Annotated in this window: 8 protein-coding genes; 4 read left to right on the top strand and 4 right to left on the bottom strand. The window is 71.7% G+C overall.

Going from position 1 to position 18082, the window contains the following annotated elements; all coding sequences use genetic code 11:
- Positions 1–1538 (bottom strand): beta-ketoacyl synthase N-terminal-like domain-containing protein (locus tag AB0M26_RS29735; RefSeq protein WP_365265820.1); only part of this gene is annotated, 1538 nt, incomplete at its 3' end.
- 358 nt (positions 1539–1896) lie between these two features.
- Here AB0M26_RS29735 and AB0M26_RS29730 point away from each other — a divergent pair.
- Positions 1897–3105 (top strand): cytochrome P450, encoded by a 1209-nt coding sequence (locus AB0M26_RS29730; RefSeq protein WP_365265818.1) that lies wholly within the window; start codon positions 1897–1899, stop codon positions 3103–3105.
- Positions 3106–3146: 41 nt separating this feature from the next.
- Positions 3147–4361 (top strand): cytochrome P450, encoded by a 1215-nt coding sequence (locus AB0M26_RS29725; RefSeq protein ID WP_365265816.1) that lies wholly within the window; start codon positions 3147–3149, stop codon positions 4359–4361.
- A 129-nt stretch (positions 4362–4490) separates the two neighbouring features.
- Here AB0M26_RS29725 and AB0M26_RS29720 read toward each other — a convergent pair whose 3' ends face one another.
- On the bottom strand, positions 4491–6104 hold the full coding sequence (locus AB0M26_RS29720; RefSeq protein WP_365265814.1) for a glycosyltransferase family 39 protein: 1614 nt from the start codon (positions 6102–6104) through the stop codon (positions 4491–4493).
- Between the two features lie 381 nt (positions 6105–6485).
- Here AB0M26_RS29720 and AB0M26_RS29715 point away from each other — a divergent pair, with 381 nt between their 5' ends.
- Positions 6486–7403, top strand: coding sequence for an ABC transporter ATP-binding protein (locus tag AB0M26_RS29715; RefSeq protein WP_365265812.1), 918 nt, complete (start codon positions 6486–6488; stop codon positions 7401–7403).
- 197 nt (positions 7404–7600) lie between these two features.
- A complete protein-coding gene (locus AB0M26_RS29710; RefSeq protein WP_365265810.1) occupies positions 7601–8623 on the top strand; it encodes an ABC transporter permease in 1023 nt (340 codons plus the stop codon).
- A gap of 385 nt (positions 8624–9008) precedes the next feature.
- On the opposite strand, the gene AB0M26_RS29705 is transcribed toward AB0M26_RS29710, so the two are convergent.
- Positions 9009–10187, bottom strand: coding sequence for a Gfo/Idh/MocA family oxidoreductase (locus tag AB0M26_RS29705; protein ID WP_365265808.1), 1179 nt, complete (start codon positions 10185–10187; stop codon positions 9009–9011).
- An 8-nt stretch (positions 10188–10195) separates the two neighbouring features.
- The gene (locus AB0M26_RS29700; protein WP_365265806.1) at positions 10196–17968 is read right to left on the bottom strand and encodes an SDR family NAD(P)-dependent oxidoreductase; all 7773 of its coding nucleotides are present in this window, start codon (positions 17966–17968) and stop codon (positions 10196–10198) included.
- Positions 17969–18082: the final 114 nt, after the last annotated feature.

Below are 18082 nucleotides of genomic sequence, written 5' to 3'. Positions count from 1 at the left end.
CCCTCCCCACCCTCCACGACCTCCAGCAACCGCGACGCCTGCGCCCGCAAAGCCCCCTCACCCCGCGCCGACACCGGCCACACCACCAGGCCACCACCGGACCCCGCACCACCGGAAACACCCGGCTCCCCGGCACCCTCCCCGACCGCCCCCGCCGCCCCGGCCGCCTCCTCGACGATCACATGCGCATTCGTGCCGCTGACGCCGAAGGCGGAGACGCCCGCGCACCGCGCACGCCCCTCCGTCTGCGGCCAGTCGCGCGGTTCGGTCAACAGGGCCACCTCGCCCGCCGACCAGTCGACATGGGACGACGGCTCATCGACATGGAGGGTGCGCGGCAGCGTCCCGTGCCGCATCGCCATGACCATCTTGATGACACCGCCGACTCCGGCAGCGGCCTGGGTGTGACCGATGTTGGACTTCAACGAGCCCAGCCACAGGGGCCGTTCACGACCCTGCCCGTACGTGGCCAGCAGCGCCTGCGCCTCGATCGGGTCGCCCAGCGTCGTCCCCGTGCCGTGCGCCTCCACCGCGTCGACGTCCGACGCCGACAACCCGGCGCTGCCCAACGCCGCGCGGATCACACGCTGTTGGGACGGGCCGTTCGGTGCGGTCAGGCCGCTGCTGGCGCCGTCCTGGTTGACCGCGCTGCCACGGATCACGGCCAGCACCCGGTGACCGTTCCGCCGCGCGTCCGACAACCGCTCCAGCAGAAGCAGTCCCGCCCCCTCACCCCACCCCGTACCGTCCGCGGCATCCGCGAAGGACTTGCAGCGGCCGTCGGGGGCGAGCCCGCGCTGCCGGCTGAACTCGGTGAAGGTCACGGGGGTGGACATCACGGCGACACCCCCCGCCAGCGCCATCGAGCACTCACCTGCCCGCAGTGCCCGGCAGGCCAGGTGCAGTGCGACCAGGGACGAGGAGCAGGCCGTGTCCACCGTCACCGCGGGGCCCTCCAGGCCCAGGGTGTACGCGACACGGCCGGAGGCGATGCTGCCCGCGCTGCCGTTGCCGATAAAGCCCTCGAGGCCGGGCGGCGGAACGTCGAAGCGGGAGCCGTAGTCGTTGTACATGACGCCGACGAACACGCCGGTGGGGCTGCCGCGGAGGGTGCCCGGGTCAAGACCTGCCCGTTCCAGGGCCTCCCAGGAGACCTCCAGGAGGAGCCGCTGCTGCGGGTCGGTGCCGAGGGCTTCGCGCGGCGACATACCGAAGAAGCCGGGGTCGAAGTCGGCGGCGTCGTGCAGGAAGCCGCCCTCGCGGGTGTAGCAGGTGTCGGGGTGGTCGGGGTCCGGGTGGTACAGGGATCCCACGTCCCAGCCTCGGTCCTCCGGGAAGGGGGTGATGGCGTCGGTGCCGTCGGCGACGAGCCGCCACAGGTCCTCGGGGGTGCGGACGTCGCCCGGGTAGCGGCAGGCCATGGACACGATCGCGATCGGTTCGCGGTCCCTGGCCTCGAGCTCGCGCACGCGGGTGGTGGTGCGATGCAGGTCGGCGGTGACACGCTTCAGGTAATCCCGCAGGCGATCTTCGCTCACAGCTCTGCCCCCAGGATCGGGTCACGCACCAGGGCGGACCTGATCGGGGGCAGGCCCGCTGCGCTCGGAACGGTCAACAACACCGGATCTCCTCAGGCTCGGACACCGCGCACGCTCCGCATGGCGTCTCGAACACCTCGAACCCGCTCAAGTCTGGGGGCGCGCGCACGGTCCTCGGCCGCTTGACCTCCGACTCTGAAAAATCCCCTAGTAGGCCCAGGGGCCCGCCGGAGGGGTCGGGCCCAGGCAAATCCCTAGAGTTGCGCGCGCTTTCTGGCGTTCGATTCACCGGTCGTGCTGCGCTGGGCCCGCTCCCGGCCCGCCTCCCGTGCGGCCTGCCCTAAGAAGGGGGTTCCCGATGACAGCCGTGCCCGCTCCGCCGAGTTCCGAGGCGTCCACACCGCCCGAGGTGGGGCTCGACGGCGGTGCGACGCTGCTGGCGTGGCTGCGGCGGATGCGGGACGAGCAGCCGGTGTGGCGCGATCCTGCCGGTCGCTACCACGTGTTCCGGCACGAGGACGTCCAGCGGATCACCGCCGACCCCGCGACGTTCTCCTCGGACACGGTGAGCCGGTTGTCAGGCGGCGAGCGGCAGCCGCCCGGCGGCACGCTGCTCCTGCTGGACCCTCCCCGGCACGGCAAGTTGCGGCGGCTGGTGAGCAAGGTCTTCACCGCGAAGATGATCAACGAGTTGACTCCGCGGATCACCGAGGTGGCCACCGAACTCCTCGACGGCCTCGAGGACCGCGACCGCTTCGATCTGGTCGACGCCTTCGCCAATCCTCTACCGGTCATCGTGATCTCCTCCCTGCTCGGTGTGCCGCCCTCCGACCGCCCCCTCTTCCAGGTGTGGGCCGACAACCTGCTGACCGTGGACTGGGAGACCCCTGAGGGCGCCGAGGTTCTGGGCAGGACCGTTCAGGAACTGGACGCCTATCTGCGGCAGCACGTCGCCGAGCGGCGGGCGCGCGAGCACGACGACCTCATGAGCCTTCTGGTGCGGGCCGAGGTGGACGGGGAGAGCCTGAACGACGACGACGTGGTGAGCTTCGCCGCCCTGCTGCTGCTCGCCGGCCATGTCACCACCGCCGTACTGCTCGGCAACATGCTGCTGACGCTGGACCTGGAGGAGGGGCTCCTCGCCGGGTTGCGCGCGGACCGCGAGGCGATCACGCCGTTCACGGAAGAGGTACTGCGCTGCCGGCCACCGTTTCTGAAGATCGAACGGGTGCCGACGTCCCGGGTGGAGATCGCCGGGGAGAAGGTGCCGGAGAACACGATGATGTTCCTCTGGCTGCTGTCCGCCAACCGCGACGAGCGCGTCTTCCCCGAGCCCGACAGCTTCCGGCCGGGCCGGGCCAACGCCAAGCAACTCGCCTTCGGTCACGGCATCCACTACTGCCTGGGCGCCCCGCTCGCCCGCCTCGAGGGTCAGATCGCGCTCAATCTGATGCTCGACCGCTACGCCGGCATCCGGGTCGACCACGACCGCCCGCTGTCCTACTTCGACAACCGCGTCAACGTCTTCGGTCTTCGGCAGCTGCCTCTCATGGTCCGGCGGGCCTGACAGGCACAACCGGGCGACGGAACCGACCAGACGGAGGATTCATGGCCTACCAGCCGAAACCACCAGTGATACCGACCGACCGCACCTGCCCCTTCGACCCCGACCCGGAGTACCGCAGGCTGCGCGAGGAAGAGCCGATCAGCCCGGTCACCTTCGACATCGCGCCGGGGCGCAATGACGGCTGGCTGGTCACACGCCACGAGGACGTGCGGGCCATCATGACCGACCCGCGGTTCAGCCACCGGGCCGAGCTGCTGGCGCTGGTGGCGTCGCCGCCGTTCGAGGTGGAGAACTACGACCCGCAGCCCTCGGGTCCGGGCTCCTTCGTGCGCATGGACGCGCCGGACCACACGCACTACCGGCGGCTGCTGACCGGCTTCTTCACCGTCCGCAAGATCCAGGAGTACGAGCCGACGCTGGCCGGGATCATCGACGGCGTGCTGGAGGAGATGGCCGGGCTCGAGCCACCGGTGGACCTGCTGCCGGCGTTCATCAAGAAGGTCGTCCACCGGTCCGTGCACTCGGTGATGGGAGTGCCGGAGGAGGACATCGCCGAGCTCGACGAGCATTTCTCGGCCATCATGCGGATCGATTACACCGTCGAGGAGTTCGTCGAGCACAACACCGCGCTGGACCAGACGCTGGCGCGCATCGTGAAGGACCTGTTCGCCGAACCCAACGACAAGCTGCTCGGCAAGCTGGTGAAGACCGGTGAGCTGACCGAGGAGGAGCTGGCGAACATCTCCTGGATCACCATCGGCGGCGCGCTCGACACCACCCCGAACATGCTGGGCCTCGGCACCTTCGCGCTGCTGCAGCACCCCGAGGAACTGCAGAAGATCCGCAAGCGGCCGGAGCTGATGGAGCGGGCGGTGGAGGAACTGCTGCGCTACCTGACGATCTCTCATATGGGTGCGAGCAGAGTGGCGTTGGAGGACGTGGAGATCGGCGGACGCACCATCGAGGCGGGGCAGACCGTGGTGCTGTCGCTGCCTGCCGCCAACCGGGATCCGGAGCAGTTCGAGGACCCGGAGACGTTCGACGTCACCCGGCCCTCCCGCCGCCACCTGGCCTTCGGTTTCGGCATCCACCAGTGTCTGGGGCAGCATCTGGCCCGGGCGACGCTGCGCATCGGCTTCCAGAAGCTGTTCGACCGCTTCCCGGACCTCCGGCTGGCGGTCGAGCCGGAGGAGATCCCCCTGCGCGACAAGGCCATGCACTACGGCGTGTACGCGCTGCCCGTGACCTGGGGGTGATTTGGCACGCACGCGCGGCCGCGGACGGTAGCCGGCCTCACGCCGTCGCGGCGAGGGGCGGCCCGCCGTCTCTGCATGCGATCGGCGGGCTGTCGTCCGCCTCATGGGTTCGGCGAGCTTTCGTCCACCTCATGGGTTCGGGAAGCTGTCGTCCGCCGAGTCGGCATTGAGGTGGGAGAAGCGGGGCCAGAGGACACGCCAGGGCCGGCGCTCGCCCTCGCAAACCCATATCGGGACACCCCAGTTGAGGTTACGCACGTTCTGCCGGTTGGTGACCGTGCCGCGCTTGCGCACGCTCGTGAAGAACTGCCGCAGATAGCGGGCATCGCCGCCGACGAAGACGACGGGCGCGCTGTCGTCGGCCGGGCGCCGCAGGTACCAGTAGCCGCGGTGCCCGCTGTACGGGCGTGGCAGGCCGAGCGCCGGCCCGTACCGGTCCAGGGCACCCGCCTGGTCGTACCGGTCGGTGATCAGCAGGGCCCGGCGGCGCTGGTCGGCGGGCAGTTCGCGGTGGACGCGGGCCACCGAGGCCGCAAGGTCGGGCCAGCCCACGCTCTCCTTTGCCAGCCCGTCGCTGGACGGCCAGTCCCCGCTGGACTCGGCGAGCCGCTGGACCGGGTAGACGGGCAGCAACTGGACCGCAAGCGCCGCCGAGACCGCATACGCCACGACCGTCGCCCAGGCGCGGGGGCGGGTGGGGCGCAGCCGCTGCAGTCCCGTGGCGGCCGCCGCCCACAGGACGGCGAAGAGCCCGGCGACGTAGTACGGCCGCCCGTGGACGACCAGGTAGACGGCGCACAGCCCGGCGAAGGTCAGGCCGAGGAACCGGTAGGGGCGCACCTCACGGGCGGACAGCAGCCTCCACAGCCCGTAGCCGAGGAGCAGAGCGCCGACCAGTCCGGCGGTCGTGAGCACGGCGGGCAGGAATCCGGCCTGGCCTCCCCCCTCGGCGGCGACCTCTTGGGAGATGACCTTGGTCATGGCGAGTTGGGGCCAGCCGTTGCGGACCTGCCAGAGCAGGCCGGGCACCGCGGTGAGCAGAGCACCAAGCGCCGACACCCACAGCAGGGGGCGGCGCAGCAGGTCCCTGGGGCCGGCGAGGACGACGGCCACCAGCAGCACCGCCCAGAAGGCGACGCCGAGGAACTTGACCTGGAGAGAGACCGCGGCGGTCAGGCCGATGAGGATCAGCAATCCGTCGCGCCGGGTGCGCACCCACCGCACCAGCAGCCAGGTGGTGAACGTCGTGAGGAAAATGTCCAGCGTGGCGGTGATGAGCAGATGGCCCATCTGCAGCATGACGGGCGAGACGGCGTAAGCACCCGCGGTGGCGATCTGGGCGGGCCGTCTGCCGCCCAGCTCGCGGGCGGTCAGGGCGGCCGTCAGTACGCCGAGGGCCGTCGCGGCGGCGGCCGGCGCCCGCAGCCACACGAGTGAGCCGTGGGAGGCGCTGTCGATCGCGTGGGCGAGCAGGGGTAGCAACGGCGGCTGGTCGGCATAGCCCCAGGAGGGATAGCGGCCCGCGACGAGGAAGTACAGCTCATCGCTGAAGTAGCCGAAGCGATCCGCGGTGAGCATCAGCAGGGCCGTCGTCGCGCAGGCGAGCGCGGCGACGGGCAGCACGGCCAGGGGCGGGAGCGGATCCGTCGAGGGGGCGGGGAGGGCCCGCGGGCGCGCGGCGGCCCCGGACCGGCCGGGTCCCGCGTCGCGGTGCACGGCGTCGTCCCGGACTGTGGGGGGCATCGTGGCGTCCTCGATCCTGTCGGCCAGCGGCGGCAGACCACCGCGGATCCCTGATGGACGAACGTACGGCGGCCGACCGGTGCCGGATCGGTCGTTCCCCTGTCTCCGGGGCAGAGTAGGGGCGATTCCCTAGTCTTCGACGCCTTCGATGGCCGTCGCCGCGGGGCCTGTGCTGGTGTGGAGTTCCGTACCGCCGAAGAGCGCCACACGCTCCCGACCCGGTCCGGCCTCCGCCGACGGCCGGACGCGGACGGAGGGCCGGGCCCCCGCCCCGGCACGATCCCTCAACCGATCACGGAAAGACGACAGTCGAGTGATGGACCTTCAGTACATCCGCGGAGGGGCCCGAACACCGCTCCGCCCGATCAGGACCGGCATGCCATGACGGCGGCGATCATCGCGGACGGCATCCGGAAGCGGTACGGGGACATCCAGGCCGTCGACGGGGTCTCACTGAACATCGAGACGGGCGAGTTCTACGGGATCCTGGGCCCCAACGGCGCGGGCAAGACGACCACCCTGGAGATCCTCGAGGGTGTCCGCGAGCCCGACGAGGGCCGGATCGAGGTGTTCGGCAAGAGCCCCTGGCCGCGCAATCCCGCGCTGCTGACGCGGATCGGCGTGCAGTTCCAGGCGTCGTCCTTCTTCGACAAGCTGACCACCCGGGAGACGATCCGCATCTTCGCGTCGTTCTACCGGGTCGGTCCCCGGCAGGCGGACGCGATGCTGGAGCGTGTCGGCCTCACCGAGTTCGGGAGCGTGTCGGCGGACAAGCTCTCCGGCGGCCAGGCGCAGCGGCTGTCCATCGCCTGCGGCCTGGTGCACGATCCGGAGATCGTCTTCCTGGACGAGCCCACCGCCGGGCTGGACCCCCAGGCCCGCCGCAACCTGTGGGACCTGCTGCGGCTCATCAACCAGGAGGGCCGCACCGTGGTCCTCACCACGCACTACCTGGACGAGGCGGAGATCCTCTGCGACCGGGTGTCGGTGATGGAACACGGCAAGGTGCTCAGGACCGGCGCACCTGCGGCACTGATCCGTGAGCTGGATGACATGGTGCGGGTGAGTGTGGAGTCGGGGCTGATCCGGCAGGAGGCGATGCAGGACCTGCTGGAGTGGGCCGGTGTCGAGGAGTCCGTCGTCGAGGACGACGGGGTGTCGTTGTCGGTCTCCACCCGTACACCCGGGCCCGTGCTCTCGATCCTGGCCGACCAGGGAGCCCTGCGTGGCCTCGAGGTACGCGGGGCCACCCTGGAGGACGTCTTCCTCCAGCTGACGGGACGGGAGTACCGCGCGTGACGACGGAAGAGACCACGCAGCCCAGAAAGCTGGCGATCCCCGTAGCCGCGCCGCCACTGCGGGAAGAGGTGCCCACGAGGGGACACTCGCGGGGGCATACGGGGGGTCACACGGGTGGTAGGCATGCCCGAGCGCGAGGGACCAAACCCGAGCGGCTGAACCCGGTCCGCGAGTTGTCCCGGGCGATGATCCTCAGCGTGCTGCGGGACAAGGGCACCATCTTCTTCCTGCTGATCTTCCCGATTCTGTTCCTTCTGTTGTTCGGCACCCTGTTCAAGAGCAACGGCACCGCGCACATCAAGGTGGCGCAGGTCGGCAAGGTGCAGGTGCTTGACTCCCTGTCCAAGGCCCAGGAGAAGCAGCTGGCAAAGGCCGCCACGATCACCAAGGTGGGAAGTGAGTCGGACGCCCTGGAGAAGGTGCGCCAGGGCGACTTCGACGCGCTGGTCGAACAGAACGGCAAGACGGTCGTCCTGAGGTACAGCGCCGCTGACGGCGTCAAGGGCGCCTCCGCCCGCGCCACGCTCAACGCGGTGCTGGACAAGGCGAATCTGGCGGTGACAGGGAAGTCGGCGACGTACACGCTGAAAGCCGGTCAGGTCGAGGACGAGTCGGTCAAACCGATCCAGTACCTGACGCCCGGTCTGATGGGCTGGGCGGTTGCCTCCAGCGCGGTGTTCAGCACCTCGCTGACGCTGGTGACGCTGCGCCGCAAGAAGATCCTCCAGCGGATGCGTCTTTCGCCGATCCGGGCCTGGGAGGTGGTGGCCGCCAGGATTTCCATGACCATGATCATGGCGCTTTCGCAGACAGCCCTGTTCCTGCTGGTGGCGACGCTGCCGTACTTCGGTCTGCAGCTCACCGGCAGCTGGTGGCTCGTCGTGCCGTTGGTCATGTGCGGAACGCTGTCCTTGATGGCGCTGGGCCTGCTCATCGGCTCGGTGACCAAGACGGAGGAGTCCGCGGGCGGCCTCGCCCAGCTCCTGGTGCTTCCGATGTCCTTCCTCTCCGGGTCGTTCTTCTCGCTGGACAACGCCCCCGACTGGGTGCAGGTGGTCTCGTATTCGATGCCGCTGCGTTATCTGGTGGCGGGCAGCGAGGCGGTACTGAGCCGGGGCGGCGGTCTGACGGACATCCTGCCCACGATGGGCGGCATGCTGGGCTTCACGGCCGTGGTGACTGCGCTGACGCTGCGCTTCTTCCAGTGGAACGACACCTGACGAGCCGTCACCTGACGAGCCGTCACCTGACGAGCCGTCCGCCTGAGGCGCCGGATGCGCAGCGGGGCCCTCCGCCTTGCACGGTGGAGGGCCTCGGGTCTTTCTCGAAGTCGTCAACTCCCGGCGGGCGGTGCGGTTCAGCAGTCGTCGAACTCCGGTGGAGCGCGGGTGCAGTTCAGGTGCCTCGGCAACTTAGTCCGGCTCGGTGCCGTTCATAGACCAGCTCGTCACCTCCGGGCGGAACTCAGCGAAGTTTCATGTATTTCTCGTCAACTCCGGCGGGGCTCGGTGCAGTTCAGGCACGCAAGCCGGATGGCCGTCAGGTCTCGGTGCGTGCCGCAACCGCTCCGGAGCGCAACAGCCCGCAGTGCAAGCTGGGAGAGTCTCACTGCCCCGCGGCAGCCCGAACCGCGTCGACCAGCTCCGCCTGGCGCAGGATGTCGTCGCCCGGGGACTTGAAGTCCCCGCCCTCCAGGGCGGTTCGGGCGAACGAGGCCACCAGCGCGGCGAATTGGTGCGCGGCCGGGAGAGTGCGTTCCTCCACGTGGTCCTGGCGTCGCAGCCGCAGTACGGGCCGCAGTGCGGGCGGAGCGGTGAACGCCCGGTCGAGGGTGATGCTGCCCTCGCTGCCCCAGATGGAGCACACGCACCGATACGAACGGTCGAAGCCGAAGGCCAGCTGTCCGGTGCGGCCGTTGGCAGGATGTCCGACCAGGGCGGCACCCGCCACGTCGACCCCGACGACCGAGTCGTGGTGGAGAGCCGCGCCGCGGACCGCCACCTCAGGGCCTAGGTAGAGGGTGGCCGCGCGGAGGGTGTAGACACCGGCATCGAGGAGCGCACCGCCGCCCAGAGACGAGTCGTACCGGATGTCGTCGGCGGCGAGCGGAGGGAACCCGAACTCCGCGGTGAGATGCCGGGGTTCACCGATCGCGCCGCTGTCGATGAGGGCCCGTACGGCATCGTGCTGTCCATGGTGGAGGAAGGCGAAGTTCTCCATCAGCAGGAGGCCGGAGGCGCGGGCCGCGCCGACCAGCGCGGCCGCCTCCGTCCCGCTCACGGCGAGCGGCTTCTCCGCCAGGACGTGCTTGCCCGCCGCCAGTGCCCTGCCGACCCACTCGGCATGCAGGGCGGGTGGCAGCGGTACGTAGACGGCGTCGATGTCGTCGCGGGCCAGCAGCGGGGCGTAGCCGGTCAACGCCTCGCAGCCGAAGCGGCGGGCGACGGCCTCGGCCTTCTCCCGCGTGCGGCTGGCCACCGCGACAAGCCGCACCGCCGGGTCGGCGACCAGCGCGGGGATGGTGTTGCGCTGGGCGATGGCGGCGCAGCCGAGGACGCCGACGTTCAGGACACGGTCCGCCACGGTGTCGTTCTCCTTCGGGGTCGTCTCCGTCCGGTTGCCGATCCGGTCCTCGGTCCGGTTGTCGGCTCGGTCGTCGATCCGGTTCTCCGTCCGGTTGTCGGTCCGGTGGTCGGTCCGGTTGTCGACTCGGGTGTCGGCTCGGTCGTCGATCCGGTTCTCCGTCCGGTTGACGGCCCGGTTCTCCGTCCGGATGGTCGTCACGTGCTCCATCACGCCGACCCGAATCGCTTGTCGATGAAGTCGAAGAGATCGTCGTCGCTGGCCGCGTCGATCTGTTCCTCCACCCCCAAGGCCGTGACCTCGTCGCCCGCGTCGTCCGGCGGGAGTCCGGCGCCTGCGGGTGCGGGAACGTCCAGACGCGACAGCAGCCCGCGCAACCGGCCCGCCAGCGCGGAGCGGACCGCCTCGTCGGCGGCCACCTCCTCCAACGCGCTCTCCAGCCGATCGAGTTCGGACAGCATCGGCTGAACGGCGGCCGCGGCGCCCGGCGCTGTCTCCGCCCGCAGATGCCGGGCCAGCCCGGCGGGGGTCGGGTGATCGAACAGCAGGGTCGCCGGCAGGCGCAGCCCGGTGGCGGTGTTCAGCCGGTTCCGCAGTTCGACAGCGGTCAGCGAGTCGAAGCCCATCTCCAGGAAGCCGCGTTCGGGGTCGACGGCGTCGGAGTCGGCATAGCCGAGGACGGCCGCCGTGTGGTCGCGTACGACGTCCAGGAGCGCCGCGAACCGGCCTTCAGCGTCCAGATCCGCAAGCCTGCGGCGCAGCAGCTCCGCGGGAGTCGTGCCGTCGGCGGTCCCGGTGCGCCGCCGCGCGGCCGACTTGACCAGGGAGCGCAGCAGTGCGGGGACCTCGCCGTCGGGCGAGCGCAGCCCGGCGGTGTCGAACCGCGCCGGTACCAGCACCGCCTGGTCGGCGGCCACAGCCGCGTCGAACAGTGCCAGCGCCTCCTCCGACGGCATGGGGACGACTCCGCCGCGCGCCATCCGCTGCAGATCGGCCCGGTCGAGCTTGCCCGTCATCGCCGAACGCCGTTCCCACAGCCCCCAGGCCAAGGACTGGGCGGGCAGGCCCTGCGCCCGCCGCTGCTGGGCGAAGGCGTCGAGGAATGCGTTGGCAGCCGCGTAGTTGCCTTGTCCCGAGCCGCCGAAGATCCCGGCGAGGGAGGAAAAGAGCACGAAGCCGGACAGTGGCTTGTCGCGGGTGAGTTCGTGCAGGTGCAGTGCGGTGTCGACCTTGGCGGCCAGAACCCGGTCCAGCCGGTCCGGGGTCAGGGAGCCGATGACGCCGTCGTCGAGTACGCCCGCGGTGTGCACCACGGCGGTCAACGGGTGGTCGGCGCCGACCGTGGCGAGCAGCCGTTCCAGGGCTTCCCGGTCGGAGGTGTCGCAGGCGACGAGATCGGCACGGGCACCGAGTCCGGTCAGCTCGGCCACGAGTTCGGGGGCGCCCGGCGCGTCGGGGCCGCGGCGACCGGCCAGCAGGAGGTGCCGTGCGCCGTACCGGGTCACCAGGTGGCGGGCGATCAGACCGCCCAGCGCGCCGGTGGCACCGGTGACCAGCACCGTGCCGTCCGGGTCGAGCAGCGCTCCGGCGGACTCGGCGGGCTCGGCGGTTCCGGCCAGGCGTACGCGGACCAGCCTCGGCGCCCTCAGCTCGCCCTTGCGCAGGGCGAGTTGCGGCTCATCGTGTCCTGCTGCGGCCGGGGGCAGCGCACGGTAGGACTCCTGCGCACCGTCCCAGTCGAGGAGTACGAACCGCTCCGGGTTCTCCGACTGCGCGGTTCGCACCAGCCCCCAGACGGCCGCGGCCACCGGGTCGGGGGCCCGGTCACCGTCGTCCACGGACACGGCGTGCCGGGTGACGAGCACGAGCCGGGTGGCGTTGAACGTGTCCTCGGCGAGCCAGCCCTGCAGAAGTCGCAGTGCCCGACCGGTCGTGCGGCATACCGAGACCGCCGGGTCGGCGGAGTCAGCCCGATCCGCCGGGTCGTCCGGACCGGCCAGGTCGGCCGGGCCGCGTTCCTCCGTCGGGCCGGCGTCGTCCTCCGCGAGACCCGGTACGGCGGCCAGCACCGTGTCCGGAACGGGGACCTCGCCGGCGGCGACGGCCCGGGCGAGGGCCTCCAGGTCGGGGTGGTGCGTGACGGTGAGTCCGGCGACCCTCAAGGCGCGGCCGATCCCCGGGTCGTCGTCGCCGTCCAGGACGGCCCAGCCGCTGACGGCCGGGCGTGCCGGGGCGGTGGCCGGGGTCACCCACTCCAGCTGGTGCAGATGGCGGGCGGCGGCGCGGGCATCCGCGAACTGCCCGGCGGGCAGCGGGCGCAGGCTCAGCCCGGTCACCGTGGCGACGGCGCGTCCCTCCGCGTCGGCGAGCCTCAGCGTGACCGTGTCCTGGCCGGCCGGGCTGAGGACGACGCGGAGTGCGCCGGCGCCGGGGCTGTGCAACCGTACGCCGGTCCAGCTGAACGGCATCAGACCGGTGCCGTCAGCGGTGGCAGAGGCCAGGCCGACCGTCTGCAGAGCGGCATCCAGCAGGGCCGGGTGCAGCCCGTACCGGGCGGCTTCGCCGGCTGCCTCCGCAGGCAGCTCGACCTCGGCGTGGATGTCGTCGCCGGCCTTCCACGCCGCCTTCAGGCCCTGGAAGGCGGGGCCGTAGGCGAATCCGTTCGCGGCGAAGCGGTCGTACAGCCCGTCCACACCGACAGGTTCGGCATTCTCCCCCGGCCACACCGTCAGTGGGGCGTCCTCGCCCGGGGCGGCGTCCGGGGCGAGCACGCCGACGGCGTGCCGAGTCCAGGGCTCATCGTCGGCGGCGTCATCGGGCCGGGAGTGGACGGTCACACTGCGACTGCCCTGCTCGCCGGGCTCCCCGACCGTCACCTGGAGGTGGACGGCGCCCTGTTCGGGCAGGACCAGCGGCGCCTCCAGCGTGAGTTCCTCGACGGTGCGGCTGCCCACCCTGTCACCGGCCAGCAGGGCCATCTCCAGGAACGCCGTGCCCGGCAGGATCGCGGTGCCGGACACCATGTGGTCGGCCAGCCAGGGATGGCCCGTCAGCGACAGCCTGCCGGTGAGCAGGTAGCCGTCCCCGCCGGCCAGGGCGGTGCCCGCGCCGAGCAACGGGTGGTCGCCGGCCGCGAGGCCGGCCGAGGCGAGGTCCGGCGTGCCTGGCGCCGCGTCCAGCCAGTAGCGGTCGCGCTGGAACGCGTACGTCGGCAGGTCGGCCCGGCCCACCGTGCGGGCCCCGGCGAAGACGGCCCCCCAGTCGGGGCTCATTCCGTGTACGTGCAGGGTCGCCAGCGCCGTGGTCAATGCCACGTCCTCCGGCCGGTCGCGGCGCATCAGCGGCGTCACGACTGCGGCGCTCTCCGGATCGGCCAGGCAGTCGCGGGTCATCGCGGTCAGAACGCCGTCGGGGCCCAGCTCGACGAACACGTTCGTCCCCTGGCGTTCCAGGGTGGCGACGGCGTCTGCGTAGCGGACCGTCTCGCGTACGTGCCGCACCCAGTACTCGGCGCTCTCCAGCTGCCCGCCGTCGGCGGGTTCGCCGGTGAGGTCGCAGATGACGGGTACGGCCGGAGGCGCGTACGCGATTTCTCGGGCAGCGGCCTCGAACTCCGCCAGCATCGGCTCCATCCGCGGCGAGTGGAAGGCGTGCGAGACCGTCAGGCGCTTGGTGCGCAGCCCGGCCGCCCGCCAGGCCCCGGCCAGCTCCTCCACCGCGTCCTCGTCCCCGGAGACGACCACGGACTCCGGTCCGTTGACGGCGGCGACGGCTACCCGGCCCTCGTACGGGTGCAGGGCCTCGGCGACCTCCGCCTCCCCTGCCCGTACGGACATCATGGCGCCGCCGTCCGGCAGTTGCTGCATCAGCCGGCCGCGGGCGGCGACCAGGCGGCAGGCGTCGGCAAGGTCGAACACCCCGGCCACGTGAGCCGCGGCGATTTCGCCGATGGAGTGGCCGACGACGACGTCCGGACGCAGCCCCCAGTGCTCCAGCAGCCGGAACTGGGCCACTTCCAGGGCGAAGAGCCCGGCTTGTGTGTAGGCGGTGCGGTCCAGCAGCTCGGCGTCGGGGGTTCCTGCCGCTGCGAACAGCACCTCCCGCAGCGGCCGTTCGAGTTCGCGGTCGAGTTCGGCGCAGACGTCGTCGAAGGCATCCGCGAACACGGGGTGAGCGGCGTAAAGCTCGCGCCCCATGCCCGGGCGCTGGCTGCCCTGCCCGCTGAACAGGAAGGCGGTGCGTCCGGAGCGGCGGCGCACACCGCGGACCAGGCCGGGCGCCTCCCGCCCCTCGGCCAATGCCCGTACACCGGCGACGAGTTCGTCCCGGCCGCTTCCGATCACGGCTGCGCGGTGCTCGAATGCGGCGCGTCCGCGGGCGAGCGAGTACGCGATGTCGCCGGGCGAGGCCTCGTCCTCCCGGTCCGGGTCCGTGAGGTGCGCCACCAGGCGGGCCGCCTGCGCGCTCAGGGCGGGGGCGGTGTGGCCGGAGAGCACCCAGGGCAACACGGTGCCGGAGCCGGCGGGAAGGGGCGTCGACGGCAAAGGCAAGCGGGGCGTCTCGGCAACCGGCTGCGGGTCCGTGCCGGAGGGCGGCTCCGGGGTCTCCGCGGGCGGCTGTTCCAGGATCACGTGGGCGTTGGTGCCGCTGATGCCGAACGCCGACACCCCGGCTCGGCGCGGACGACCCGTCTCGGGCCACTCCGTCGTCTGCGTCAGCAACGACACCGCGCCCTCGGACCAGTCGATCTGCGTCGACGGACGGTCGGCGTGCAGGGTGCGCGGCAGCAGCCCGTGCCGCATCGCCAGCACCACCTTGATCACACCGCCGACACCCGCTGCGGCCTGCGTGTGCCCGATGTTGGACTTCAGGGCACCGAGCAGCAGCGGACGGCCGGACGGACGGTTCTGCCCGTACGTGGCCATCAGCGCCTGCGCTTCGATCGGGTCGCCCAGCCGGGTGCCGGTGCCGTGCGCCTCGACAGCGTCCACGTCCGAGGCCGAAAGGCCGGCGGAGGCCAGCGCCTGCCGGATGACCCGCTGCTGTGCGGGACCGCTGGGCGCCGTGAGCCCGTTGCTGGCTCCGTCCTGGTTGACGGCTGAACCGGCGAGCACCGCGAGTACGGGGTGGCCGTGGCGGCGGGCGTCCGACAGACGCTCCAGCAGCACCACGCCGACGCCCTCGGCCCAGCCGGCGCCGTCGGCGGCGTCGGAGAACGCCTTGCAGCGCCCGTCCGCGGACAGTGCCCGCTGTCTGCTGAATTCGATGAAGGTGTCCAGTGAGGAGATCACGGTCACACCGCCGGCCAGCGCCATCGAGCACTCACCGCCGCGCACCGCCTGCGCCGCCATGTGCAGGGCCACCAGCGACGAGGAGCACGCCGTGTCGACGGTGACGGCCGGCCCCTCCAGACCGAAGGTGTACGCGATCCGGCCGGAGGCCACGCTGCCCGCGCTGCCGGTGGCCAGATAGCCCTCGAAATCCTGGGGAGCGCGCTGCACCCGGGATCCGTAGTCGTGGTAGTTGGAACCGACGAACACGCCGGTCCGGCTGCCGCGCACCTCTGAGGGGTCCATGCCGGCCCGTTCGAACACCTCCCAGGAGGTCTCCAGCAGCAGCCGCTGCTGCGGGTCGACGGCCAGCGCCTCGCGCGGGCTCATGCCGAAGAACTCCGGGTCGAAGTGGTGCGCGTCGTACAGGAATCCGCCACCGCGGGCATAGAAGGATCCCGGGCGGTCCGGGTCGGGGTCGTAGGCGCCCTCGATGTCCCAGCCGCGGTCGTCCGGGAAGGCCGACACGGCGTCGCCGCCCTGCGCGAGCAGCCGCCACAGCTCCTCCGGGCTGCTCGCCCCGCCCGGGTAGCGGCAGCTCATGGAGACGATCACCACGGGATCGTCGTCGACCGCGCCGGGGCCGGACGGCGCCACAGAGGAGGGCTCGACGGCCTGCGGGGCCGTTCCGAAGAGGTCCTCGTGCACCTTGCCCGCGAGCGCGGTGGCGGTGGGGTGGTCGAAGACCAGCGTCACGGGAAGCCGCAACCCGGTGGCCTCGGCGATGGAGTTGCGCAGCGCGACCGCGGTGAGCGAGTCGAAGCCGAGGTCGCGGAAGGCCCGCTCCTCGTCGACCTCCTCCGCACCGGCGAACCCGAGCGCGGCCGCGGCCAACGTCCGTACGAGGCCGAGGACTTCCCGCCGCTGCTCTTCATGCGGCAGAGGCGCGAGCCGGGCCGTGAGCGCGTTTCCGCCGCCGGTGTCCTCCCCGGGCGCGGTCCGAGCCGCCAGGGCGGCGCGCACCTCGGGCAGGTCGGCGAGCACGGGAGCGGTGCCGTTGTCGTGGGCGAACGCATACGTCTCCCACCGCACGTCGGCCACCGCCAGCACGGGTTCCGCGCAGGCAACGGCTTGCTGAAGCCCTGTCAGGGCCAACTCCGGTTCCATGGCGGGCATACCGGAACGGGCCAGCCGCTCACCGGTCTCGCCGGACGCCAGGCCGCCACCGTCCCAGGCACCCCACGCGACCGACGTCGCGGGCAGCCCGTCGGCGTGCCGCTGCCGGGCGAGCGCGTCGAGGAAGGCGTTGGCAGCGGCGTAACTGCCCTGGCCCGGACCGCCGAGCGTGCCGGCAAGTGAGGAGAACAGCACGAACGCGGACAGTCCCAGATCGCGGGTCAGCTCGTGCAGATGCAGCGCCGCCGCGGTCTTGGGCCGCAGTACGGTCTCGGCGCGCTGGGGGGTGAGGGCGTCCAGCACGCCGTCGTCCAGGACTCCCGCCGCGTGCACAACCGCCGTGAGCGGCTCGTCCTCCGGGACGGCCGCCAGCAGCGCGGCGAGCTGGTCGCGGTCGGCGGCATCGCACGCGGCTACGGTGACGCGCGCACCGAGACCACTCAGCTCCGCCTGTAGTTCGGCCGCACCGGGCGCGTCCGGACCACGGCGGCTGACCAGCAGCAGATGCGAGGCCCCGTCGCGGGCCAGTCGGCGGGCCACGTGCGCTCCCACTCCCCCGGTTCCGCCGGTCACCAGGACGGTGCCGCCCGGCCTCCAGTCGCTGGGAGCGGGGTCCGGCAGCGCGGCCCGCACCAGGCGCCGCGCGAAGAGCCCGGAAGCGCGTACGGCCACCTGGTCTTCGCCGACGCCTCCCGACAGCGCCGTCACGAGCCGGGTGGCGGCACGATCGTCCAGTTCCGCCGGCAGATCGACCAGTCCGCCGAAACGCTGCGGATACTCCAGCGCCGCGATGCGGCCCAGCCCCCACGCCTGTGCCTGAACCGGTGCGGCAAGCCGGTCGGCGCGGCCGGTGGACACGGCGCCGCGCGTCGCGATCCACAACGGCGCGGCGACCCTGGCGTCCCCCAGCGCCTGCACCAGTGCGGTGTTGAGGGCGAGCCCGTTGTCGAGCGGACTGCCGGGGGCGTACGGCGACTCGTCGAGTGCCAGGAGGGACAGGACGCCGGCCGGGCGGAGAGTGTCGGTACCGCTCTGGGGATCGTCGGTTTCGATCAGGGGGCCGTCGGCACCGCCGACGGCGGTGCCGAGCAGAGCGGCGAGCCCGTCGCGGTCGGTACCGGGGGCCACGTCGACGGTCATCACGTCGGCGCCGTGGGTTTGCAGGGTGGTGGTGAGGGCAGTGGTGAGGTCGGTGGTGTGCTCGTGCGGGACGACGAGCAGCCAGGTACCGGTGAGCCTGGCCGCCCGCGTGTCCCGGCCGACCGGCTTCCACACCACCTTGTACCGCCATCGGTCCACCGCAGAACGAGCCACCTGCCCCTTGCGCCAACTCGACAACACGGGCAGCACACCGGCCAGCGACTCATCAACCTCCGGCAACCGCAACGTCTCGGCCAAAGCCCCCAGATCCTCGCGCTCGACCGCCTCCCAGAAACGAGCGTCCACATCCCGGCCGGAATCGATGGAAGCACGGGCGGGAGCGGTCTTCTCCAGCCAGTAGCGGCGGTGCTGGAAGGCGTAGGTGGGCAGCGGCACGGTACGGGCACCTTGTCCCGCCAGGACCCTCGTCCAGTCCACGGGGATGCCCCGAACCCAGGCCTCGGCCAGGGACGTCAGGAAACGAGCCGCACCACCCTCATCCCGACGCAA

It is taken from the genome of Streptomyces sp. NPDC051776 (genome assembly GCF_040681345.1).
Lineage (GTDB): Bacteria > Actinomycetota > Actinomycetes > Streptomycetales > Streptomycetaceae > Streptomyces.
The sequence above is the reverse complement of the archived record's forward strand: the minus strand, read 5'-3'. Positions and strand labels throughout refer to the sequence as shown.